17 protein-coding genes and 1 other RNA gene are annotated in these 21,358 nt (G+C 60.6%); 8 read left to right on the forward strand and 10 right to left on the reverse strand.

The genetic code is table 11. The features are described from left to right. Positions 1 to 356: 356 nt before the first annotated feature. From rnpB to QEO92_RS11300, 5 genes are all read right to left on the reverse strand, one after another. Positions 357 to 793: RNase P RNA component class A (gene rnpB, locus QEO92_RS11280), an RNA gene on the reverse strand. A gap of 40 nt (positions 794 to 833) precedes the next feature. Further along, positions 834 to 2,024 (reverse strand): NAD(P)/FAD-dependent oxidoreductase, encoded by a 1,191-nt coding sequence (locus tag QEO92_RS11285; protein ID WP_227703071.1) that lies wholly within the window; start codon positions 2,022 to 2,024, stop codon positions 834 to 836. A gap of 70 nt (positions 2,025 to 2,094) precedes the next feature. Next, positions 2,095 to 2,682, reverse strand: a complete 588-nt coding sequence (locus tag QEO92_RS11290; protein ID WP_227703072.1) for a lytic transglycosylase domain-containing protein — start codon at positions 2,680 to 2,682, stop codon at positions 2,095 to 2,097. 231 nt (positions 2,683 to 2,913) lie between these two features. Continuing rightward, a complete protein-coding gene (locus QEO92_RS11295) occupies positions 2,914 to 3,681 on the reverse strand; it encodes an N-acetylmuramoyl-L-alanine amidase (RefSeq protein WP_227703073.1) in 768 nt (255 codons plus the stop codon). Continuing rightward, the gene (locus QEO92_RS11300) at positions 3,678 to 4,421 is read right to left on the reverse strand and encodes a J domain-containing protein (RefSeq protein WP_037147541.1); all 744 of its coding nucleotides are present in this window, start codon (positions 4,419 to 4,421) and stop codon (positions 3,678 to 3,680) included. Before QEO92_RS11300 ends, QEO92_RS11295 begins: the two co-directional genes overlap by 4 nt. Before the next feature lie 322 nt (positions 4,422 to 4,743). Between QEO92_RS11300 and QEO92_RS11305 the strand changes: the two genes are divergently transcribed. From QEO92_RS11305 to QEO92_RS11315, 3 genes are all read left to right on the forward strand, one after another. Beyond that, positions 4,744 to 5,955: a pyrophosphate--fructose-6-phosphate 1-phosphotransferase gene (locus tag QEO92_RS11305; RefSeq protein ID WP_227703074.1), complete on the forward strand. Its 1,212-nt coding sequence runs from the start codon at positions 4,744 to 4,746 to the stop codon at positions 5,953 to 5,955. A 39-nt stretch (positions 5,956 to 5,994) separates the two neighbouring features. Then, complete coding sequence (locus QEO92_RS11310) at positions 5,995 to 6,630, forward strand: LysE family translocator (RefSeq protein WP_227703075.1); 636 nt, start codon at positions 5,995 to 5,997, stop codon at positions 6,628 to 6,630. A 248-nt stretch (positions 6,631 to 6,878) separates the two neighbouring features. Next, on the forward strand, positions 6,879 to 7,841 hold the full coding sequence (locus QEO92_RS11315; protein WP_227703076.1) for a lytic transglycosylase domain-containing protein: 963 nt from the start codon (positions 6,879 to 6,881) through the stop codon (positions 7,839 to 7,841). A 21-nt stretch (positions 7,842 to 7,862) separates the two neighbouring features. Here QEO92_RS11315 and QEO92_RS11320 read toward each other — a convergent pair whose 3' ends face one another. Continuing rightward, positions 7,863 to 9,212 carry a serine hydrolase domain-containing protein gene (locus QEO92_RS11320; RefSeq protein ID WP_227703077.1) on the reverse strand — a complete coding sequence of 450 codons (1,350 nt, stop codon included), beginning with the start codon at positions 9,210 to 9,212 and terminating at the stop codon, positions 7,863 to 7,865. A gap of 157 nt (positions 9,213 to 9,369) precedes the next feature. Here QEO92_RS11320 and QEO92_RS11325 point away from each other — a divergent pair, with 157 nt between their 5' ends. The 5 genes from QEO92_RS11325 (at position 9,370) to QEO92_RS11345 (ending at position 14,573) form a co-directional block, all read left to right on the forward strand. Continuing rightward, the gene (locus QEO92_RS11325) at positions 9,370 to 10,617 is read left to right on the forward strand and encodes a BtaA family protein (RefSeq protein WP_227703078.1); all 1,248 of its coding nucleotides are present in this window, start codon (positions 9,370 to 9,372) and stop codon (positions 10,615 to 10,617) included. Then, a complete protein-coding gene (locus QEO92_RS11330) occupies positions 10,617 to 11,285 on the forward strand; it encodes a class I SAM-dependent methyltransferase (RefSeq protein ID WP_227703079.1) in 669 nt (222 codons plus the stop codon). Before QEO92_RS11325 ends, QEO92_RS11330 begins: the two co-directional genes overlap by 1 nt. A gap of 144 nt (positions 11,286 to 11,429) precedes the next feature. Beyond that, on the forward strand, positions 11,430 to 12,239 hold the full coding sequence (locus tag QEO92_RS11335; protein ID WP_227703080.1) for a glycoside hydrolase family 25 protein: 810 nt from the start codon (positions 11,430 to 11,432) through the stop codon (positions 12,237 to 12,239). 116 nt (positions 12,240 to 12,355) lie between these two features. After that, entirely contained in the window at positions 12,356 to 13,558 is a 1,203-nt protein-coding gene (locus tag QEO92_RS11340; protein ID WP_227703081.1) for a lytic murein transglycosylase, read from the forward strand. Positions 13,559 to 13,643: 85 nt separating this feature from the next. Beyond that, the gene (locus QEO92_RS11345) at positions 13,644 to 14,573 is read left to right on the forward strand and encodes a DMT family transporter (RefSeq protein WP_227703082.1); all 930 of its coding nucleotides are present in this window, start codon (positions 13,644 to 13,646) and stop codon (positions 14,571 to 14,573) included. A 413-nt stretch (positions 14,574 to 14,986) separates the two neighbouring features. Here the strand turns inward: QEO92_RS11345 and metF are convergent, their stop codons facing one another. From metF to ettA, 4 genes are all read right to left on the reverse strand, one after another. Next, complete coding sequence (gene metF, locus QEO92_RS11350; protein WP_227703083.1) at positions 14,987 to 15,874, reverse strand: methylenetetrahydrofolate reductase [NAD(P)H]; 888 nt, start codon at positions 15,872 to 15,874, stop codon at positions 14,987 to 14,989. Positions 15,875 to 15,887: 13 nt separating this feature from the next. Further along, positions 15,888 to 16,883 (reverse strand): ArsR/SmtB family transcription factor, encoded by a 996-nt coding sequence (locus tag QEO92_RS11355; RefSeq protein WP_037147566.1) that lies wholly within the window; start codon positions 16,881 to 16,883, stop codon positions 15,888 to 15,890. A 172-nt stretch (positions 16,884 to 17,055) separates the two neighbouring features. Continuing rightward, positions 17,056 to 19,356 carry a methyl-accepting chemotaxis protein gene (locus tag QEO92_RS11360; protein WP_227703084.1) on the reverse strand — a complete coding sequence of 767 codons (2,301 nt, stop codon included), beginning with the start codon at positions 19,354 to 19,356 and terminating at the stop codon, positions 17,056 to 17,058. A 227-nt stretch (positions 19,357 to 19,583) separates the two neighbouring features. Further along, positions 19,584 to 21,233, reverse strand: coding sequence for an energy-dependent translational throttle protein EttA (ettA, locus tag QEO92_RS11365; RefSeq protein ID WP_227703085.1), 1,650 nt, complete (start codon positions 21,231 to 21,233; stop codon positions 19,584 to 19,586). Positions 21,234 to 21,358: the final 125 nt, after the last annotated feature.

A 21,358-nucleotide genomic window follows, 5' to 3' on the forward strand; every position in this document is an offset into this window, starting at 1 on the left:
GAGAAGCCCCGCTAGCTGCTCCCAAACCGGATTTATTTATAAGCCGTTAAGTTTAACAAAGGGTTATTGAAGCCGATGGAGGAACCGCCTTGAGCAGGCGCTGCAAGTCGATCTGGCGCAACGGTTAAAGCGCCGCAGCCAAAAGAATTTTCTGAAGCTCTAATGGAAAACCACGGCGATAACCGGCCACCGGCGAACAGCCTTCGGCAGGCCGTGCGCGTTAGGCGCAATCCGCCTGCCGGCCCGCGCGGATCGACGGATCCCGGAATGATACGACGGGGCCGTCAGATCGCTTCATATTGCAGACGCCTCGTGTTGGGGATAAAATTGGATTAAAATCCGCACCAAAGGGAGACGATGCCAGTTGGCCTGTAAGCCGGGTTCTGTATGGCCCCGATGCGAACACCGGAACGCGGCAGCCATTCATCTGGGACGATGCTTGCACATCGCCTCGCGCAACCCACCCGGATGACTGGCCCGGAAACCGGCTGTGGCCACGCTTTCGCGTAGGCCCGCGTCATCCCTATTCGGTCTTGCTCCCGGTGGGGTTTACCGTGCCGCCCCTGTTACCAGAGGCGCGGTGGGCTCTTACCCCACCCTTTCACCCTTACCCCGCCGTCTCAGCCGCTTGCATTCCAAGCGGTTGAAAAGGCGGGGCGGTTTCCTTTCTGTGGCACTTTCCCTGGGGTCGCCCCCGCCGGATGTTATCCGGCACCGTGTTTCCGTGGAGCCCGGACTTTCCTCACCTCACCGCCTTTCGGCATTGGTAAAGCGCGGCTGCCCGGCCAACTGGCATGCGGTCCATAAACGAGATAGGGATCGAACACCAGAGTTTACAGATAATCCGCTGAAAAATCCGTCGAATAGGCGTCATCCACGATCCGCCCGTGGAAGATCAGCTCAGCTCCAAGCCGGCCGATCTCGTCCGAACTCTTGGCTGCCGCGCCGCAGCCGCCGCTCAGGATTCCGATACGGCCTGCCTCCGTCATGGCGATGGCCGGATAATCCGTCGGCGTGAAGGAGGTGACGCAGGCCGCCATTGAATTGCGGGAAAGGTCGAGCGAGGGCATCAGGCGTGCCATGACCTCCGTCAGATGGGCCCGGGTGCTTTCACGACCGCCGGAGCGAAACCAGGCGCGGATATCCGGTTCAGACGGCAGCAGCAGATCGTCCGGATCGCCGCCGATCTTGAGATAGATCCTGCCGTCCGGATAACGCACCGGCGGCAGGAGATAGATGCCGTCCTCCGCCTGGTTCCATTTCCAGATCAGTGACGGCACCTTGCCGAAAATGTCCATCGCCGCCTCGTCCACCTCGAAGAAGGCCACGGTGCGGGCATAAACCTTCAGATCAAGACGCCGCGGCAACAGATTCTCGTTGATGGAAAATCCGCCGGCGGCGACGAGGACCTTTTCGGCTGAATAGCTGTTGCCCTCAACGGTGGTGACGGTAACCGCATCGCCTTCCTGGCGCACAGAGAAGACAGTCTCCGCGATAATCGCGGCGCCTTGCCTTTCGGCGAGCAGCGCCTGGGCCTTCACCAGCCGGCGCGGATTGATATGACCGGCATTCTTCGACTCCCAGACGCCCTCGCTCTCGCCCGGGAAGCAGAAGAACGGAAAACGGTTTGCGAGACCGGCGTCGGTCAAGGTCTCGGTCGCGACCTCCAGCCTGTCAGCCGCATCAAGGACATTGCCGACATAGGACGGCCCGTCGGCCCGCTTCGGCCCCACGATCAGGCAACCGGATTCGGAGTAAAAATCGATACCGCTCTCGGCGGCGATCTCGCCATAACGGGCGATGGAACGATTGGCGAGGTGCGCCCAGACAGGGTCGGGATCGATCGTCCGGGTAATGCGCGCCTCGTCGTAATGGCTGGCAAACACGCCTTCATGGCGCTGATGGTCGGCAGGTTCGCCCGGACCGATCAGCGCGACGCCGTTGGTCCATTTCGAGAGGTAACGGGCCGCAGCAGCCCCCATCATGCCTCTTCCGATGACGATGTATTTGAACCGCGCCGTCATGCCCTGCCCCTTTTTTCGATTCCACCGGCCGAAGTGCCCTCTATCGAAGCACTTCTAGCCGTTTTCGGAATCAAAATGCCACAGGCGAAAGCGACGCAGTCTGTTGCTTCGTTTCCAGGATCGCCTCCACCCGGCTGCAATAACGCTTCGAGACGGGATTCATGCGCTTGGCTCCGTGGCCGGCATTGTATCTGAGAATGGTGCCGCAGGTTTTCCCATCGCCGAGCTCGTGAGCACCTGCGAGATATTTCATGCCGAAGCGGATATTGGTTTCCGGGTCGTAGAGGCCGTAGTCCGGCCCTTCATATCCCATCAACCGCGCCGTCGCCGGCTTGATCTGCATAAGACCGATCTCGCCGGCCTTTCCCTTGACCGTGGGGCGGTAATTGCTCTCGACCTGGATCACTGCATTGGCGAGCTCGACGGGGACGTCATATTCATCGGCATATTTCTCGATCAGCTTTGTATAATGCGTCTGCCGGACGAGGCGTTTGTCCGCATCCGTCGGCGCCGCCAAACCGGTTTCGCGCGTTTCCCAGGGAACTTTGGAAGTGTTGGTGGAGGTTTTGACTTCGCTGCCATCCTGAGCGCGCACGAATTCGGTTTCCGCGGCAAGCATGGCAAGGCCCGCCGCGGCAGCAATGATCAGTTTTTTCATCGAATAAGAATGTCTCCGAACCAACAGGCCCGCGGATATCATGACGCAGATACCCTCGCCGCGTCGCCGGACAGACGGCGCAGCGTTCTACGAAACCTGATCGTTTATCTCTGCAACCCCGTCCTACCTGGCGGCTGCGCTAACGGGTTCTTTAGAAAGTCTTAATAAGGAAATGATGTGGCAGCGCAAAATTTTTGCTGGAAACGCAGGATTTGAAGCCTCGTCCTGCAATCAGACATGGCTGTATTTCGGCAGAGCCTTCAGCAAGCGATGCAGTGTATCGATCGTGGAGAAATCAGCGATACCGTCCACGAGCAGGGGCCGGAAATGTCGCTGGAAAGCTTCAACGACACCTTTCGTCCGCTCACAGAAGTTCCCTGTAATTTCAATGTCGTACCCATAGAGCGACAGCATGGACTGCAACGCTTCGATGGGTTGACCACTTTCGCCGTACTGGAAGAAGCGCCCGCCGCTGATTTGTGTTGGATCGATCCAGTGACCAACGCCGGCAAAGTGCAATTCCTGCCAGGGGAAATTTTCACCCGGATCGACCTTGCGGATCGGTGCAACATCCGAGTGTCCGAGCACCCTTTCGGCCGGAATTCCCCATCTTGAGCCGCAGTCCCGACACAATTCGACAACGGCGCTGATTTGCGTATCGGGAAAGCCGGGTAGGCCACCGGGATGTCCAGGATTGGCAACCTCGATCCCGATGGAACAGGAGTTGATGTCCGTTTCTCCCGCCCAGCAGCTTTTGCCCGCGTGCCAGGCCCGGCGCGCCTCGGGCACGAGTTGCACGACACGCCCGTCCTCATGGACGAAATAATGGCTGGAAACCTGACTTTCCTCGCGGCAGAGCCAGTCGAGCGCGCCATCGGCACTGCCCATGCCGGTATAGTGCAGAAGGATCATGTCGGGCTTGCGCCCGTTCGCACGTTCACCGTGATTGGGAGAAGGCATGACCGAAGCGCCGGCATAATCGGCGATGAACGACGTCATGCAGCGCGGCGCTCTTTCGCAATGGCCGCATAAGCCGCATTGAGAGCGGCCATCCGCTCGTTGGCGGCCGCATGCAGTGCAACCGGTACGCCGCGAGCGATCAGCCGGTCCGGATGATGCTCGGACACCAGCAATCTGTATTGCTTGCGGATATCTGCGAAATCGTCTTCCGGCGAAACACCGAGTACCAGATAGGGATCGGCGCCATCGAGGTGGACATGGCGCGCCATGATGCGGCGGAAATGAACCTCGTCGATCCGGAAGATCTCAGCGATCCGGGCCACGAAGGCGAGTTCCTTCTCATGCACCAGGCCATCCGCCTTGGCGATGTGGAACAGGCCGTCGATGACATTTTCCAGCATCGGGCAGTTTTCCGAGGCACCCGAGCTGCACAGACCTGCAAGCTTCGTCGCATAGGCCTCGTAGCCGGCCACGTCCTGACGCGCGAGATTGTAGAGCCGCGCGACGTTGCGCGCCTCCTCGTCCGGGAAGTCGAAAATCTGCTGGAAGGCCTTCACCTCCGCCTCGGTCACGATTCCGTCGGCCTTCGCCATCTTCGCGGACAGCGCTATGATCGCCACTGAAAAGGAAACCTTCCGGCGCGTTTCGGGATCGCCCTCGAACACCGTGCGGATCGCCTCGACCACGCGGCCGAGCACACTGCCTGCCGCATCGCCGATCGCGCCAAGGAGCCGTTCCCAAAGGGAGGAGATCTGCAGACAGGAAAAATCGAAAATCATTACTGCAATGGACCAGATTATCCCTGCGATTGCAAGGAGGTGGGTGGTCCGTCTCGGATTAAACTATGTTCATGTTTTCCGAACAATCACCACCGATCACCGATCGGTTACCTTGCATCCACGCTACGGGCGATCGCTGGGCAACCGTTTTCCACAAGGGCGGCCGGCGCGCAGCGTGGTTGAATCGATTATATTCCATCCTCCGGGGTCGCTGAACGGAAGCTTCGGTTTTTCTTGAGAAATTCACTTTACAGGGGGGCCATCTCTGGCGCATCCATTCCTTCGTTTTTTGAGCTGTACGCGAAAGCGTCAAGGAGGAACGATGGCCAAACAGAAAGTAGCAATGTTGACCGCCGGAGGCCTTGCGCCCTGCCTGTCTTCCGCCGTCGGCGGGCTGATCGAACGCTATAACGACATCGCGCCCGAGATCGAGATGGTCGCCTACCGCTCCGGGTATCAGGGCGTGCTTTTGGGCGACCACATCGAAATCACCCAGGACATGCGCGAAAAGGCCTATCTCCTGCATCGCTATGGCGGCTCGCCGATCGGCAACAGCCGCGTGAAGCTCACCAATGCCGCCGACTGCGTCAAGCGCGGCCTCGTCAAAGAAGGCGAAAACCCGTTGCGCATCGCCGCCGACCGCCTCGCGCAGGACGGCGTCACCATCCTCCACACGATCGGCGGCGATGATACCAACACGACCGCAGCCGACCTCGCCGCCTATCTTGGCGCCAACGGCTACGACCTGACCGTCGTCGGCCTGCCGAAGACGGTCGACAACGACGTGGTGCCGATCCGGCAGTCGCTCGGCGCCTGGACCGCGGCGGAAGTCGGCGCACATTTCTTCGACCACGTTTCCAACGAGCAGAGTGCCGCCCCTCGCACACTTGTGATTCACGAAGTGATGGGACGTCACTGCGGCTGGCTTACCGCCGCGACGGCCCGCGCCTATATTCAGAAGACCAGGAACAATGAATATGTCGAAGGCCTGATGATGAACACGGCGATGAAGAACATCGATGGGCTCTACCTGCCCGAGATGGCTTTCGACCTCGACAAGGAGGCCGCACGCCTCAAGGACGTTATGGACAAGCGCGGTTTCGTGACGCTCTTCGTCTCGGAAGGCGCCTGCCTTGACGCAATCGTCGCCGAGCGGGAAGCCGCCGGCGAGGCCGTCAAACGCGATGCCTTCGGCCATGTCAAGATCGATACCATCAATGTCGGAAACTGGTTCCAGAAGCAGTTCGCCGCGCTTCTGGGCGCCGAACGCTCCATGGTGCAAAAATCCGGCTATTTCGCACGCTCGGCCCCGGCGAATGCCGGCGATTTGATGCTGATCAAGGGCATGGTCGACCTTGCCGTGGAAAGTGCGCTGAACAAGGTTTCAGGCGTGACCGGCCATGACGAAGACCAGAACGGAAAATTGCGAACGATCGAATTCCCGAGAATCAAGGGTGGAAAACATTTCGATCTGACGGCAAAATGGTTCGGCGAAGTGATGGACTATATCGGCCAGCCTTTCGCCGAGGCTTGATATGTAAAGGACACCAACGGGTGTTCTGGAGGGAATGGAATGACGGCTGATACCTGGCTCGCTTTTGCCGCGACCGCGATCTTTCTCGTCCTTCTTCCGAGCCCCCTTGCCTGCCTTGCTGCCGGCTTCTCGCTTCAGCGCGGCCGCCGTACGGCGGTCGCCACGATCCCGGGCTTTGCCGTCGGGTTATCGGCCGCCTTGATCATGGCCGTCATTCCGCTCGCAGTCGTGGCCCTCTATCTGCCTCGTCTGTTGGAGACGCTTTCCTGGGCAGGTCTCGGCTATCTGATGCTTTACGTGCTCTGGTCCTATCAGGATCCGCGGATCTCGGGCCTCGTCGCCGATAACGACAACCTCCCCGAATACCGGGCCGCCCGGATTTTTGGTTGCCTGTTCGGCAAATCCGCCTTCGGCCCCCGTTACGCCATTGTCCTTGCCGCCGCGCTGGCGCAGTTCATCGACCCAGGTCGCCCGCTCCTGCCGCAATTCCTCGAAATGCAGGCGACATTCCTCGTCTGCGCGGTGTTCGGAGCCGGAATCCACGTGCTTTTCCCGCGCCGCGTGATCGGCCGCAAGCGCCGCATCCCTTCCCTCAATTCAGCCTCACGCAAGCCGCAGATGCGATTCATCTCACGGCGCGCGGTTACTGCGGGTTACCGCAGGATTGCCGCATAGCGGGCCTGTCTTGCCGGCCGCCGTCCAATAGGTTAATGGAAATGCTCTTTCGGTGGCATTTGGGCGGACTGGGGTAACCAATTCTTCATGAAGGCGACTCAATGGCGATAATCCGATTGCTCGGCCGCGGGACGGCGGTGGCGTGCGCCATATCTTCAGCTCTTGCCGGATGTTCCAGCGTCCAACGAGAGCCCCGGCTGGCGGCGACTCAGACGACGACCCCGGCGAACGGCCAGCCAGCCGGATCGATGCAAACGGCATCCGCCGACGGGGGAGCGGTCATCCAATACAGGTCCGACCTTCCGGTTGGCCAACAGCCCCAGACAGCCGCCGCAGCACAACTCGCCGGCACCCAGCCGACAATCGCACTTGCCAAGTCAGGCAGGCTTGCTGTTCCCGTCCCGCCTGCAGTCGAAGCGGCATCTGTTCAGACGGCTGCGATGGCGTCTCCGACCATGGCTCCGCTCGTCGCCTTCGCGCCTGCAGCGCTTCCGGTGCAGCCGGCGACGCCGGCGACATCCACCGCCGTAGCATCTGTTGCGGCTGCCCCCGCACCTGTTCCCGCGACGTCCACCATTCTTGCCGCTTCCAAAAGTGGTCGTATCACCTCTCCTCTGGTCGCACCCGCCGTTACTGAAGGCAGGATCCAACCGGCCGCCGCTCAGGCGATCGCGCTCGACGAGCCGGAGCTCACGCCGGACATGGTGGCGCTGCAGTCGGTCGTCCCCACGCCACGTCCGCAGCGGCCGGATACCACGACGCTCGCCTACGCCGCCCAGCCAAAGGCTGTTGCTGCGCTCTCTGCCATGGAATTTCCGCCCGCTCCCGGCGATCCGCTGCCGGTAACCGCTTCCGACGCGCCGCCGCAGCTGAACATGCTCATCAAGCGTTATGCCGGCATATATGGCGTGCCGGAATCGCTCGTTCATCGCGTCGTGCATCGTGAGAGCCGCTACGACCCCAAGGCCTATCACAAGAACGGCTATTGGGGCCTCATGCAGATCAAGTATTCGACCGCAAAATCGATGGGCTATGAAGGTCCGCCGGAAGGCCTGCTCGACGCCGAGACCAATCTCAAATACGCCATCAAATATCTGCGCGGCGCCTGGCTCGTCGCCGACAATAAGAACGACAATGCCATCAGGCTCTATGCGCGAGGCTACTATTACGACGCCAAGCGCAAGGACATGCTGCACGTCCTTCAAAAATAAGGATCCGCGGACAACGGCGCCTCAGGGCGCCGTCACCGTTCTGGTGATTTCCGCGACAAGCGGCAAGGGACTGTAAGGTTCCCAGCCCGGTGTCAGTCCGAGCCGCACGACGACAAGATCAAGCGACGGAATGACCACCACATTCTGGCCATCGTGCCCATCGAGGAAAAACGCGTCGGCGGGGAGTCCGCTGCTGCTGGCGGGCAGCCAGGTCTGCATCTTCGAATAGCGGCCATTCGAAGTCCGGTTCGGCTCATGCATCTCACCGACGAAACCTTCCGGCAGGATACGATTGCCGTTCCACATGCCATCATTCGCAAGGAGCAATCCCAGCCGCGCCCAATCACGCGCCGTGGCGTACATATAGGAACTGCCGACAAACGTGCCGGCCTCATCCGTTTCCATCACCGCACTTGTAATGCCGAGCGGATCGAACAATGCCTTGCTCGGATAGGCGAGCGCAGCCGCCTTGTCGCCGAGCCTGTCCATCCAGACCCTCGACAATATCACGCCCACGCCGGAGGAATAGTTGAAGCGAGAGCCTGGATCGGCTTCGAGGGGCTTAATGATAGCGAAATTCGCCATATCCGGCTCAAGGTAGAGCATGCGTGTGACATCCGCGACCGTGCCGTAATTTTCGTTGAAGGCAAGACCGCTTTCCATCGCCAGCAGATCGGCGAGCCGGATATCGGCACGCTTATCGTCCTGCCATTGCGAGAAAAGGCTCCTGTCCTCCAGCGAAAGCCTGCCGTCGCGGATCAGCGTGCCGATGATCGTGGCGGTGACCGTCTTGGTCATCGACCAGCCGAGCAGTGGCGTATCCTTCGAAAAACCGGTCCCGTAAGCCTCGCCGACAATCCGCCCGTTCTTTACGACCACCACCGCCCGCATATTCGGCCCAACGAGATCGGTATCTGAAAGAAGTTCAGCAACCTTCTGGTCGGATTCAATTTTCCCGCCTTCCGGCCAGAGACCATTTTCATCAGCCGGCCGCGGCGCGGCATGACTCAATCTCAATGCAGCAGACGGATTGCCGTCCGGTGTGACGGCGCAGCCCAGGCCTTCGCGGTAGACCGCGTCATTGCCGGCGATGAAGCCAAGAAGGGCCGCACGCACGCGCTTGTCCGCCTGGTCGACGGAAACCCGCATAAGCTTGAGAAGCGGATGCCCCGGCGCCTGGACATCGACGGCCAGGACCTCATCACTATCACGTCCGGCAAGGAAGACATTGGAGCACACGATCTTCGCCGCGTAGCCGCTGCCGACGCGGAACAATTCCGGCGGCACTGTGTAAAGCCCGATTCCGAGGCCGACGAGACTGATGACGACAACGCTCAAAACGATCTTCACAATCCGGATCAACAACCGCATGCCCGTCTCCCGTTGCGCACGCCGCATGCAATCAGGATTCTCCGTATCGTGGAAGGGTCTTTCGGACATCCGCAACCAACCGGCCACAGGCTGCGTCATCAATCTGTTGCACGACGGGTTTACACGCGCTGAAACCTTGAACAGGCGGGATTCGACCATGGCGGATATTGCACAGGAAGCCGGTTTTCGGAAAAACCAGAAGCTGAAGGACGCGCTTCTGCAGCATAAGGCTCTTTCGCGGCAGGGTTTTTCGGAGAGGCTTTTCGGGCTGCTTTTCTCCGGCCTCGTCTATCCGCAGATCTGGGAAGACCCGGACGTCGATATGGCGGCGATGGAGCTTGGCGAGGGACACACGATCGTGACCATCGGCTCCGGCGGCTGCAATATGCTCGCCTATCTCTCCCGCTCTCCGAAGAAGATCGACGTGGTCGACCTCAACCCGCATCACGTGGCGCTGAACCGGCTGAAGCTTGCCGCCTTCCGCCATCTGCCCGGACATGGCGATGTCGTGCGCCATTTCGGCCTGGACGGCGTGCGCTCCAACAGCAAGAGCTACGATGCCTTCATCGCTCCGAACCTTGATATTGCCACCCGCGCCTATTGGGACAAGCGGTCACTCTCGGGCCGCCGCCGCATCGAAGTCTTCGACCGCAATATCTACAAGACGGGTCTGCTCGGCCGGTTCATCGGCGCCGGCCACGCCATCGCCCGCCTGCACGGCATCAATCTCAAGGACATGGCGAACGCGCGCTCGCTACGCGAACAGCGCCAGTTCTTCGACGACCGCGTAGCCCCCCTCTTCGACAAGCCGCTGATCCGCTGGGTCACGAGCCGCAAGAGTTCGCTGTTCGGCCTCGGCATTCCACCGCAGCAATATGACGAACTGGCGAGCCTGGCATCGGATGGCTCGATCGCGCCGGTCCTTCGCCAGCGCCTCGAAAAGCTCGCCTGCCATTTCCCGCTCCGTGACAACTATTTCGCCTGGCAGGCCTTCGTCCGCCGCTATCCGAAGCCGGAGGAAGGCACGCTGCCGACCTATCTCAAGGCCGAGAATTATCGCGCCATCCGTGGCAACGCAGAGCGTGTCACCGTCCATCACGCCAGCTTCACGGAGCTTCTGGCGCAGAAGGCGGCCGCAACCGTCGATCGCTACGTGCTGCTCGACGCGCAGGACTGGATGAACGATCAGCAGCTGAACGACCTATGGTCGGAAATCACCCGAACGGCCGCTCCGGGCGCTCGGGTGATCTTCCGCACGGCCGCGGAAAAGAGCGTGCTCGATGGCCGCCTTTCCCCCGCCCTGCTCGATCAATGGCTGTATCTGGAGGAGCGTTCCCACGAGCTCAACCTTCAGGACCGCTCGGCAATCTACGGCGGCTTCCACATCTATGTGAAGAGAGCCTGATGGCGACGGATATGGCGAGCGCTTCCTTGTCCCACGATCATGCCGAACGCATGGACCGGATGTACCGGTATCAGCGCCATATCTACGACCTTACCCGCAAGTATTATCTCTTCGGGCGGGATCGGGCGATCGGCGGGCTGCATGTTCCGCCCGGCGCGACGCTGCTCGAAGTCGGCTGCGGCACGGGCCGTAACCTCCTGCTCGCTCACCGGCACTATCCGACCGCCAAGCTCTACGGTCTCGATATTTCCGCCGAAATGCTGGAGAGTGCCCAAGCCAATTTCCGCAGGAAGCCGGTCGCGCCGGAATTCCGCGTCGCCGACGCCACCAGTTTCAAGGCTGGGGATTTCGGCGTTGCAGGGTTCGACCGCATCCTGATCTCCTATGCGCTGTCGATGATTCCCGACTGGGAAAAGGCAATCGATGCCGCCCTTGCGGCGCTGGCGCCGAGCGGCTCGCTGCATATCGTCGATTTCGGCCAGCAGGAACAGCTGCCCGGCTGGTTCGGGCGGCTGCTCAAAGCCTGGCTCACACGCTTCCACGTGACACCTCGCGCCAACCTGCACGCGGTGCTCGAAAGCAGGCTGTCCGCGGCAGACGCCGATATGATCTTCGAGGAGATCGGCTGGGGTTATGCCTGGCATGCGGTCATCCGCCGGCGCGGCTGACCGGGCACGCCATCGTGCTGGCGGCACGAATCCCTCTTGCCCTAACCGACTTTTTACGACGATATGGCGAATATGGGCTTTGCGCTTCCCGTGTGTTGCTTCGCGGGCAAGTGGCTTCCTGCACAGCATCAACACGGGACATCCATGCCTCGGCTCCTTCTCGCCCTTGTTGCGACCGCGATCCTCGGGACGGGCTGCACGTCCACCGACTATGATTTCGTCGAGACTGCATCGGTCAAGAAACTGCCGTTCAAGGACAGCGATCCGCAGGACTTCGGCAAGAATCATCCCGGCCGGCACGAAGTCCACGGAATCGATCTGTCCAAATGGAACGGCGACGGCATCGATTGGGCGACCGTGAAGAAGTCCGGTATAGCCTTCGTCTTCATCAAGGCGACCGAGGGCAAGGATCGCATCGATCCGACGTTCGAAAAGAACTGGCGCGGTGCCGCGGCTGCCGGAATCCCTCACGCGCCCTATCATTTCTATTATTTCTGCTCGACACCCGACGAACAGGCCGACTGGTTCATCGCCAATGTGCCGAGGGGAGCCGTCACCCTGCCGCCGGTGCTTGACGCCGAATGGAACCACGCCTCCCCGACCTGCAAGCTCCGGCCCGATTCAGCGACCGTGCGCGACGTCTTGCAGCGTTTCATGGACCGTCTCGAAGCCCATTACGGCAAGCGTCCGATCATCTATACATCGGTCGACTTCCACCGGGACAATCTGGTCGGCAGCTTCAACGACTATCAATTCTGGTTGCGGTCAGTTGCCGCCCATCCGGGCGAAATCTATGCCGGCCGCCGGTGGGCCTTCTGGCAATATACCTCGACCGGCGTTGTGCCGGGCATCAAGGGCGAGACAGATATCAACGTTTTTGCAGGCACGGCCAAGAACTGGAACAGCTGGGTTGCGACCGTCAGCGACAACAAGACCGTCGCCTCTGCGGAATAGCCATCTGGCGCTGTACGATGCGTTGCGGTAATAACTGCGGCAGCCGCACCAATGCCCACGTTTCGGTCACAAATCTTTCGGAAACGGGCGGTGCTCATTCACTCTGGGAACCCCGAATGTCCTCCGTATTTGTCCGCCGCCTTGCCTTCGCCTCCGTCATCACCGGTTGTCTTGCTTCAAACACGCTCGCCCAGACGCCCGCGCCAGGCTGCGGCGGCGATCTCGGAGCCTTCCTCGAAGGTGTGAAGGCGGAAGCCGTTGCCAAGGGCATTCCGGCGAGCGCCGCCGATGAGGCGCTTGCCGGCGCGCAGATCGACCAGAAGGTGCTCTCCCGCGATCGCGCCCAGGGCGTTTTCCGCCAGACCTTTCTCGAATTCTCGCAGCGCACCGTGAGCCAGGCCCGCCTCGACATCGGCCGTCAGAAACTGAAGCAATATGCCGATGTGTTTGCCCGTGCGGAACGCGAATTCGGCGTAGCCCCCGGCGTCATTACCGCCTTCTGGGCCATGGAAACCGATTTCGGCGCGGTCCAAGGTGATTTCAATACGCGCAATGCACTGGTGACACTGTCGCATGACTGCCGCAGACCCGAACTCTTTCGCCCGCAACTCATCGCCCTGATTGAAATGGTGCAGCATGGCGACCTGAACCCTGCCACCAATACCGGCGCCTGGGCGGGCGAGGTCGGACAGGTCCAGATGCTGCCTGAGGACATTATCGCCTATGGCATCGACGGTGATGGCGACGGCCATGTCAACGTCAAGGGCAGCGCGCCGGACGCCATCCTGACGGCGGCAAAATTCATCCAGAGTCTCGGCTTCAAGGCCGGTCAGCCCTGGATCCAGGAGGTAACACTTCCGGAAAGCCTCCCATGGGAAAAGTCCGGGCTTGGCAACGAGATTCCGGCAAGCGAATGGTTCAAGCTGGGCGTGACCCCGCGCGACAATGACACGAGCTTCGGTGACCTACCGGCGGCGCTTATCCTGCCGCAGGGCCGCAAGGGACCCGCCTTCCTCACATACCCGAATTTCGGCATCTACCTCGAGTGGAACCAATCCTTCATCTACACAACTTCCGCCGCCTATTTTGCGACCCGGCTTTCCGGCGCCCCGCCCTATCTGAAAGGCACGCCCGACCTGGGCCTGGACGATACCGGCATGAAGGCGCTGCAGACCAGGCTCGAAGCGCTCGGGCACGACGTCGGCAAGGTGGACGGCATCCTGGGCTCGGGCACGCGCACCGCGGTCCAGAAGGAACAGGCACGGCTTGGCATGCCTGCGGACGGTTGGCCGACCCAGGCGCTTCTGTCGGCCCTGTGAGCAAGCGGTATCCTATCATTCAAGATTCGGGTGGCGACTCCGTGATTTGACGGCTATTCCTCGCTTCAATGAGAGGGAGAACCGCATGACGAGCGCCACCAATCCGAAGCCCAGTGCCTCCGCCTGGGCGCTTATCCTGTTGCTCGGACTGATCTGGGGCGGCTCATTCTTCTTCGCACGCGTCGCGGTCCTGGAAGTACCGCCCTTCACTCTGGTATTCCTGCGCCTCTTCCTCGCGGCGCTCGCCCTGCATATCTATCTCCATGGCCGTTTCGGCCTCTATGAGACGCTTGCAACCCATTGGCGCGCATTCCTCGTCATGGGCTTCGTCAACAATGCCCTGCCCCACACGCTGATCTTCTTCGGTCAAACCGAGATCGGCGCAGGCCTTGCCTCTATCCTCAACGCCACCACGCCGATCTGGACGGTGCTGATCGCCAATCGCTGGACGACGGATGAAAAATTGACGACGGCAAAACTGGCAGGCTGCCTGACCGGCCTGGCCGGCACGGCGGTGCTGATCGGTCCGAGCGTGACGGATGCCGCCTCTGCTCCCCTCTGGGCGCTGGTGCTGCCGGTGCTTGCAGCAGTCTCCTATGGCGTCGCCGGCACCTATGGCAAGCGCTTCCGCAGCCTGCCGGCACCGGTATCCGCGACGGGACAACTGACCGCCTCGACACTGATCATGCTGCCCGTCTCGCTCATCGCCGACAGGCCGTGGATGTTGCCCGTGCCATCCGCCCATGCAGTGCTGGCGATCCTGGCTCTGGCGCTTCTTTCAACCGCTTTCGCCTACCTGCTCTTCTTCCGGATTCTGAGCATGGCGGGTGCCACCAATGCCTCCCTCGTGACGCTCGTCGTTCCTCCGAGCGCCATCCTGCTGGGAGCGCTTTTCCTCGGCGAACGGTTGGGGATGACTGATCTGATCGGCATGCTGCTGATCGGCCTCGGCCTCGTTTTGCTCGACGGAAGGCTTCTTCGCTATCGCAGCAATCAGCCGAAGAAAGTCTCGTAAGAGGACGGAACCCTCACGAAATATGACGGATATTAACAGTCGTGTACCGGTTTTTAACTTTTGCCGCACGAATCTTCGTGGGACATTTAGGCAATATAATCAGTTATATATAGAAAGAAGCCGTGAAACTTGTTTCGTTCCCAACGGCAGTGCAGCATAGAATCTGCTTTCCAAGCGCCACGAAAACGACATAAAATTTAACGGTCAACGCAAGGAGGCAGACATGGGACGTACATACTCTCTGAATGTCCTGATAGTCGGTGCAGCGTTCGTGTTCGTGGTATCCATGCTCTTCATCTGAGCCGCCACGAGGTTCCCACTAACAGGTCATATATCTCGCATCCGTGACCGTTTGATATCAGCACTTCCAATGAAACGCATGCTCCCCGCAAAGGAGCATGCGTTTTTCATTTTCAGGCAGCGGCAATACGAGGGCTGCTGATCTGTCGACGCCCGAGGCGTTGCAACACGGCGGAGACGAGCGGCGCACGGTTCATCGTATAGATGTGGAAATCGCGGATACCGCGACGGCCCAGATCCTCCATCTGTTCGGCGGCGATATCGGCGGCAACCTTTTCACGTTCCTCGGGCTTCTCGTCCAATCCTTCGAATCGGGCGTCGAGAAAAGCCGGCACGGAGGAGCCGCAGCGCCTGGCGAAGCGCTTGAGCTGTGTCAGGTTCTGGATCGGCATGATACCCGGGACGACGGGAATGCCGATTCCGGCCGCCCGAACCTTTTCGAGGTAGCGCTCGAAGATATCATTGTCGAAAAAGAACTGGCTGAGCGCCCGCGCAGCACCCGCATCCGCCTTGCGCTTCAGAGTATCGATATCTGCCGCGAGATCGGCACTTTCCGGATGCTTTTCGGGATAGGCGGATACCGACACATCGAAATCCCCATATTCCACCAGGGCGCGCACCAGATCGGCCGTCTCGGCAAAGCCTTCGGGATGAGGAGCATAGGCCGTGCCGATCCCGCTGGTCGGATCACCGCGCAACGCCACGATGCGCCGAACTCCGGCGGCGCGGTATTCCTCGATGACGGAGCGGATTTCGTCACGCGAAGCATCGACACAGGTCAGATGCGCCGCCGTCGGAAGCTTTTCCTCGCCGATCATCCGCGTCACAGCCGCAAGCGTCGGTTCCTTGGTGGAACCGCCCGCGCCGTAAGTCACGGAGACGAAATCCGGGTCCCAGCCGGAGAGCTGTTCGACGGTTTCCCAAAGCTGGATTTCCATCTCATCCGACTTCGGCGGAAAGAATTCGAAGGAGACGCTGAAAGATTCGCGGTGTGCGGTCATGGATTCAGCTCCCTTAAAGCGCGGTTTGGGTTTCAGCGGGTGCATGCGAAGCGATGAGCAGCCTGCGGTCGCGGGCGAGCCAGACGGTGGCAGTCAGCGCACCTTCCTTGCCGGAACCGAGATCGATCGCCTCTTCGACTTCGAGGCCGACCTTCTCAAGCCATTCCGCCATTACCTGATGGGAAAAGCCGAGACGCACATGGGCGTGGTCATCGCGCAGATATTCGAGCGCATGCGGAGCAAGGTCGACGATCAGCAGCCGCCCGCCCGGCCGCAGCACGCGGGCGGCTTCCGCGATCGCCAGTTCCGGCTGATCGAGGAAGTGCAGCACCTGATGAATGGTGATGAGGTCGAAATCCTGCCCTTCGAGCGGCAGGTTGAGGATGTCGCCGTGTCGGACCGAGGCCTTGACGATGCCGGCCTTATCGAGATTGGCGCGCGCCACTGCGAGCATATCGCGACTCGCGTCAATGCCGATGGCGCGGCGATAAAGCTTCGATAGTAGCTGCAGGATCCAGCCCGTGCCGGTACCGAGGTCGAGAAGCGAGTCGACCGGCGTCGTGCCGACAAGCTTTAGCAGTGTCGCTTCGACGGCGGCGTCGCTGACATGCAGCCGGCGAAGTTCATCCCATTCGGATGCATTGCGGCTGAAATAGGCCTGGGCATGTTCTGATCTCAGGCGTTTGACGGTCGCAAGCCGCTCGCTGTCGCGCAGAAGCACCGGGTCCTCCTCGGAGGAGGCGGCCAGCAGGGTCCTGACGAGCGTTGCCGCCTTCCCGTCCTGCTTCAGCCGGAAATAGGCCCATGCCCCCTCCTGGTAGCGGTCGATCAAAGCCTCCTCGGCCAAAAGCTTCAGATGCCGCGAAATGCGCGGCTGCGACTGTCCCAGTATTTCCGTGAGATCGGTGACGGTAAGGTCTCCGGCTGCAAGCAACGCCAGCAGGCGGAAGCGCGTGGGCTCGCCTGCAGTCTTCAGGACATCCACCAGCGTATCCAGCGCCATACCCATTCCGACACATCTCCAGCCAATCAACATATAAAGATATGTTTATGTGATTTTGCGACTTTATGCAAGCACTAAACGATCCATGCGGCAAGGGATCGGCAGAACGAGGAAAGGCGGCCCGAAGACCGCCCTTCCCAATCCGCCTGATCGATCTCTCCGATGATCTCTGTCGCGATCAGAACTCTTCCCACTCCTCCGCGGACTGCGCCACCGCGGCATTGCCGTGAGAGACTGGCGCGCGCGAAGAGGCCTGGCGGGTGGGTGTGGCAGGCCGAGGAGCTGATACAGGCGCTGCCGGAGCACGCATGCGAGCGGCGGCATCGCGAAGCGGAGAGGTTGCGCTGCTGCCCCCGAGTTGGAAGTGCGACAGCAGATCGCTAAGCTTGGCGCTTTCCTGTGCGAGACCAGCGCCAGCGGCATTCATCTCTTCCACCATCGCCGCATTCTGCTGAGTCGACTGGTCCATGTGATTGACGGCAGTGTTGACCTGCGCCAGCCCTGCCGACTGCTCCTGGGCCGCAGTCGCGATCGCGTCCATATGGGCGGTGACAGTCTGGACCAGGTGCTCGATCACGCCAAGGCCTTCGCCGGTATCGCTCACCAGCTTGACGCCCTCGCCCACGGCAACCGCCGAGTTGGAGATAAGCGCCTTGATTTCCTTCGCGGCATTCGCGGAGCGTTGCGCGAGTTCGCGCACTTCCTGGGCGACGACGGCAAAGCCCTTGCCGGCATCGCCGGCGCGCGCCGCCTCGACACCTGCATTGAGCGCCAGGAGATTGGTCTGGAAGGCGATCTCGTCGATGACGCCGATGATCTGGCCGATCTGGTGCGACGACTTCTCGATCCGCTCCATCGCTGCGACCGCATTGCGAACGACGTGCCCCGATTGGTCGGCGCGGGCGCGGGCATCGCGGACGACATCGCGAGCCTCGGAGGTACGCTTTGACGTCGCGACCACATTGGCGGTGATCTCTTCAAGAGCAGCTGCTGTCTCCTCCAGCGAGGCGGCCTGCTGTTCGGTGCGCTTGGACAGGTTATCCGAGGCATCCGAGATTTCCTTCGAGCCGCTGGTAACGGTCGAAACCGAGTTGCCGACACTCAAAAGTGCATCGCGGAGCTGGCGGACCGACGTATTGAAGTCGTGCCGCAGACCTTCGAACTGTGGCGCGAAGGCTTCATTCACCTCACAAAGCATGTCCCCGTTGGCGAGGCGTCGCAGATGCGTGGCAAGCGCACCGGTCGCCTGGTTGAGACGGGCCTCGGCTTCGGCCTCCGTTTGCCGCTGCATTTCGATACGCTCGGCCTCCGAACGGCGGCGGCTGGCATCGGCGTCTGCTTCGAGTTCGTTGTTGCGGATGGCAGCTTCGCGGAAGACCTCGACCGAGCGCGCCATGTCGCCGATCTCGTCCTTGCGATCCGCGTAGGGAATGGCTTCCTCGGTATTGCCTGCAGCAAGGCTCGCCATCCGGCCACTGATACGGCGGATCGAACCGGACAGGCTGGAGGCAACAAGGAAACTGAAGCAGGCGACGACGGCGATCAAGGCAACGAGCACGCCACTGATCGTCAATAGCCTGTTGGAAGCGCCCATCGTCAGGTCGTCGGCGAGACGTACCAGCTCTCCCGAAGCCTCTTCGACCAGATCGGCCGAGAGCAATCTGCGCTGTTCCATCGCGGCAGTCCATCGGTCGTAGTCCGTGGCAGCGGGCGTATAAAGTTTCAGGGCATCGAAGGTCTTCAGAAGATCAATTGCGAACGCACCGTCGGGCGCGTTCCAGAAAGCGTCAAGCTTGGCGAGCACCGTTGGCGCCAGTGCTGCACGCATATGCTTTTCGTAGATGCGCACCTGCTGGCGACCCTGAACATAACGGGCCACTTCCTCGGACGTCAGCGTACCATTCTTGGCGAATTGCTGGCCCATCCGGGTCACAATCGCATAGCCATTATTGACCTGCACCAATGCATGAATGCCATCGATGGCGCGCGCCAGCGCACGATCCTCGGTCAGGTTGGCAACACGAGCCACGGTATCGAGCGTCTGCTGCGACAAAGGCGTGAGATATTGTGCGGTAAGAAGCGGGTTCTTGTCGCCAGCATCGATCTTGGCGCGGAATTCACCCATGCGGGCGTAACGGTCCTCCAGGGCGGCAATCGTCTCCTCAAGTCCGCGGTCGGCCATGCCCTGCGACTTGATGCGAGCATAGTTGTCAACCAGAGCCTTCTCGATCGTATCCGCGTTCTTGCGCGCTGCATCGCGCTCAGCAGGTCCCGCATAGCTTTCAGCGGAGATCGCATTCATCATGCTACCGGCCGGCCCTACAAGTTTGGTAAGCGTCCGCGCCCTGTCGAACTGCCTGTAGTTCTCATAGGCACTCAGCCCCAAAGCCGCACCAAGGACGATCGCAGCAGCGGTTGGTATAACAGCGACAAGTGCCAGAGAAGTCCGAAAAGACAGACGTTCAATGAAACGGGCCATGGCGATCAATCACTCCCCAGTCTCCCATCCTCATGATGGCGCCAAGGACCGAACGGGCATGGTCCTGCTATCGTTGAGAACCTAGAAGCAGAGTCTTTGCGCTTTCTTGCGGCCCCACTATCAAATAGTTGGAGTAATTTCTCGCATTTATAAGGTGCGACTTAAATGAGAAGCATGAAAAAGCCCCGCCGAAACGGGGCTCAACAATTCGTCGAAGTGCCTTTTGCTCAGCGCGTCAGGCGTTTGTAGGTGACGCGTTTGGGATTGACCGCATCAGCACCGAGACGACGGATCTTGTCGGCTTCGTAATCCTCGAAATTGCCTTCGAACCATTCGACATGGCTGTCGCCTTCAAAAGCAAGGATATGGGTGGCAAGACGATCGAGGAACATCCGGTCGTGGCTGATGATGACCGCGCAGCCGGCAAAACTTTCGAGCGCATCTTCGAGCGCCGAGAGGGTTTCCGTATCGAGGTCATTGGTCGGCTCATCGAGCAGCAGCACGTTGCCGCCGGCTTTCAGCATCTTGGCGAGATGCACGCGGTTGCGCTGGCCGCCGGAAAGCGTGCCGACCTTCTGCTGCTGGTCGCCGCCCTTGAAATTGAAGGCGCCGCAATAGGCACGGGAGTTCATCTCGTGCTTGCCGAGCTTGATGATGTCGTTGCCGCCCGAAATCTCCTCCCAGACGGTCTTGTTGCCGTCGAGCGAATCGCGGCTCTGGTCGACGTAACCGAGATGGACGGTGTCGCCGACGCGGATATCGCCGCTGTCCGGTTTTTCCTGACCGGTGATCAGGCGGAACAGCGTGGTCTTGCCGGCGCCGTTCGGGCCGATGACGCCGACGATACCGCCGGGCGGCAGCTTCAAGGAGAGATTTTCGAAGAGCACACGGTCGCCATAGGACTTGGAGATGTTCTCCGCCTCGATGACCACCTGTCCGAGCCGCTCGCCGACCGGAATGATGATCTGTGCTTCGCCGGGACGACGATCCTCCGCCGCCTTGACCAGTTCGTCATAGGCGCGGATACGGGCCTTGGACTTCGCCTGGCGGGCCTTGGGAGAGGATGCGATCCACTCCTGCTCGCGGGCAAGCGCCTTCTGGCGGGCGCCCTCTTCGCGCTCTTCCTGTGACATGCGCTTCGCCTTGGCCTGCAGATAGGCGGAATAGTTGCCCTCGTAGGGAATGCCGCGGCCGCGGTCGAGCTCGAGGATCCAGCCGGTGACGTTGTCGAGGAAGTAGCGGTCGTGGGTGACCATCAGGATGGCACCGGGATATTCCCGCAGATGCTTTTCGAGCCAGGCGATCGTCTCGGCGTCGAGGTGATTGGTCGGTTCGTCGAGCAGCAGCAGGTCGGGCTGGCGCAGCAGCAGTTGGCAGAGCGCGACGCGGCGCTTTTCACCGCCGGAGAGATTGTCGATGGTCGCGTCGCCCGGCGGGCAGCGGAGCGCCTCCATCGCCATCTCCACCTGGCTTTCGAGATCCCAGAGGTTCTGGCTGTCGATGATGTCCTGGAGCTTGGCGCCCTCTTCCGCCGTCTCGTCGGAATAGTTCATCATCAGTTCGTTGTAGCGGTCGAGGATCGCCTTCTTGTCGGCAACGCCTTCCATCACGTTGCCGAGCACGTTCAGGCTCTCGTCGAGCTGCGGCTCCTGAGCGAGATAGCCGAGTGTCGCGCCATCCGCGAGCCATGCCTCGCCGGTATATTCCGTATCGAGGCCGGCCATGATCTTGAGCACGGTCGACTTGCCGGCGCCGTTCGGGCCGAGGATGCCGATCTTCGCATCGGGATAGAAGGACAGATGGATATTCTCCAAAACCTTCTTGTTGCCGTAGGCCTTGTTAAGGCCGGCCATGTGGTAAATGAACTGACGTGCCATCGGATAAATTGCTCCACGGGGGAATTTTGTTTGCCGCTATGTAGTGCATCGGACCGAAAAGTGTGAAGCGCTTTTCGGAAAAAACCGATGCATAAGCAAGAAAATCACGCATAAACGGCGCAGAG

The sequence above is a fragment of the Neorhizobium petrolearium genome, assembly GCF_029854435.1.
GTDB lineage: Bacteria > Pseudomonadota > Alphaproteobacteria > Rhizobiales > Rhizobiaceae > Neorhizobium > Neorhizobium petrolearium.

Excerpts from the sequence above, each read along its gene's own strand:
- ettA (WP_227703085.1), bottom strand. The coding sequence starts at position 21,233 with ATGGCACGTCAGTTCATTTACCACATGGCCGGCCTTAACAAGGCCTAC.
- QEO92_RS11360 (WP_227703084.1), bottom strand. The coding sequence starts at position 19,356 with ATGGCCCGTTTCATTGAACGTCTGTCTTTTCGGACTTCTCTGGCACTT.
- QEO92_RS11345 (WP_227703082.1), top strand. The coding sequence starts at position 13,644 with ATGACGAGCGCCACCAATCCGAAGCCCAGTGCCTCCGCCTGGGCGCTT.
- QEO92_RS11325 (WP_227703078.1), top strand. The coding sequence starts at position 9,370 with ATGGCGGATATTGCACAGGAAGCCGGTTTTCGGAAAAACCAGAAGCTG.
- QEO92_RS11320 (WP_227703077.1), bottom strand. The coding sequence starts at position 9,212 with ATGCGGTTGTTGATCCGGATTGTGAAGATCGTTTTGAGCGTTGTCGTC.
- QEO92_RS11290 (WP_227703072.1), bottom strand. The coding sequence starts at position 2,682 with ATGAAAAAACTGATCATTGCTGCCGCGGCGGGCCTTGCCATGCTTGCC.
- QEO92_RS11315 (WP_227703076.1), top strand. The coding sequence starts at position 6,879 with ATGCAAACGGCATCCGCCGACGGGGGAGCGGTCATCCAATACAGGTCC.
- metF (WP_227703083.1), bottom strand. The coding sequence starts at position 15,874 with ATGACCGCACACCGCGAATCTTTCAGCGTCTCCTTCGAATTCTTTCCG.
- QEO92_RS11305 (WP_227703074.1), top strand. The coding sequence starts at position 4,744 with ATGGCCAAACAGAAAGTAGCAATGTTGACCGCCGGAGGCCTTGCGCCC.
- QEO92_RS11335 (WP_227703080.1), top strand. The coding sequence starts at position 11,430 with ATGCCTCGGCTCCTTCTCGCCCTTGTTGCGACCGCGATCCTCGGGACG.
- QEO92_RS11295 (WP_227703073.1), bottom strand. The coding sequence starts at position 3,681 with ATGACGTCGTTCATCGCCGATTATGCCGGCGCTTCGGTCATGCCTTCT.
- QEO92_RS11330 (WP_227703079.1), top strand. The coding sequence starts at position 10,617 with ATGGCGACGGATATGGCGAGCGCTTCCTTGTCCCACGATCATGCCGAA.
- QEO92_RS11355 (WP_037147566.1), bottom strand. The coding sequence starts at position 16,883 with ATGGGTATGGCGCTGGATACGCTGGTGGATGTCCTGAAGACTGCAGGC.
- QEO92_RS11300 (WP_037147541.1), bottom strand. The coding sequence starts at position 4,421 with ATGATTTTCGATTTTTCCTGTCTGCAGATCTCCTCCCTTTGGGAACGG.
- QEO92_RS11285 (WP_227703071.1), bottom strand. The coding sequence starts at position 2,024 with ATGACGGCGCGGTTCAAATACATCGTCATCGGAAGAGGCATGATGGGG.
- QEO92_RS11340 (WP_227703081.1), top strand. The coding sequence starts at position 12,356 with ATGTCCTCCGTATTTGTCCGCCGCCTTGCCTTCGCCTCCGTCATCACC.
- QEO92_RS11310 (WP_227703075.1), top strand. The coding sequence starts at position 5,995 with ATGACGGCTGATACCTGGCTCGCTTTTGCCGCGACCGCGATCTTTCTC.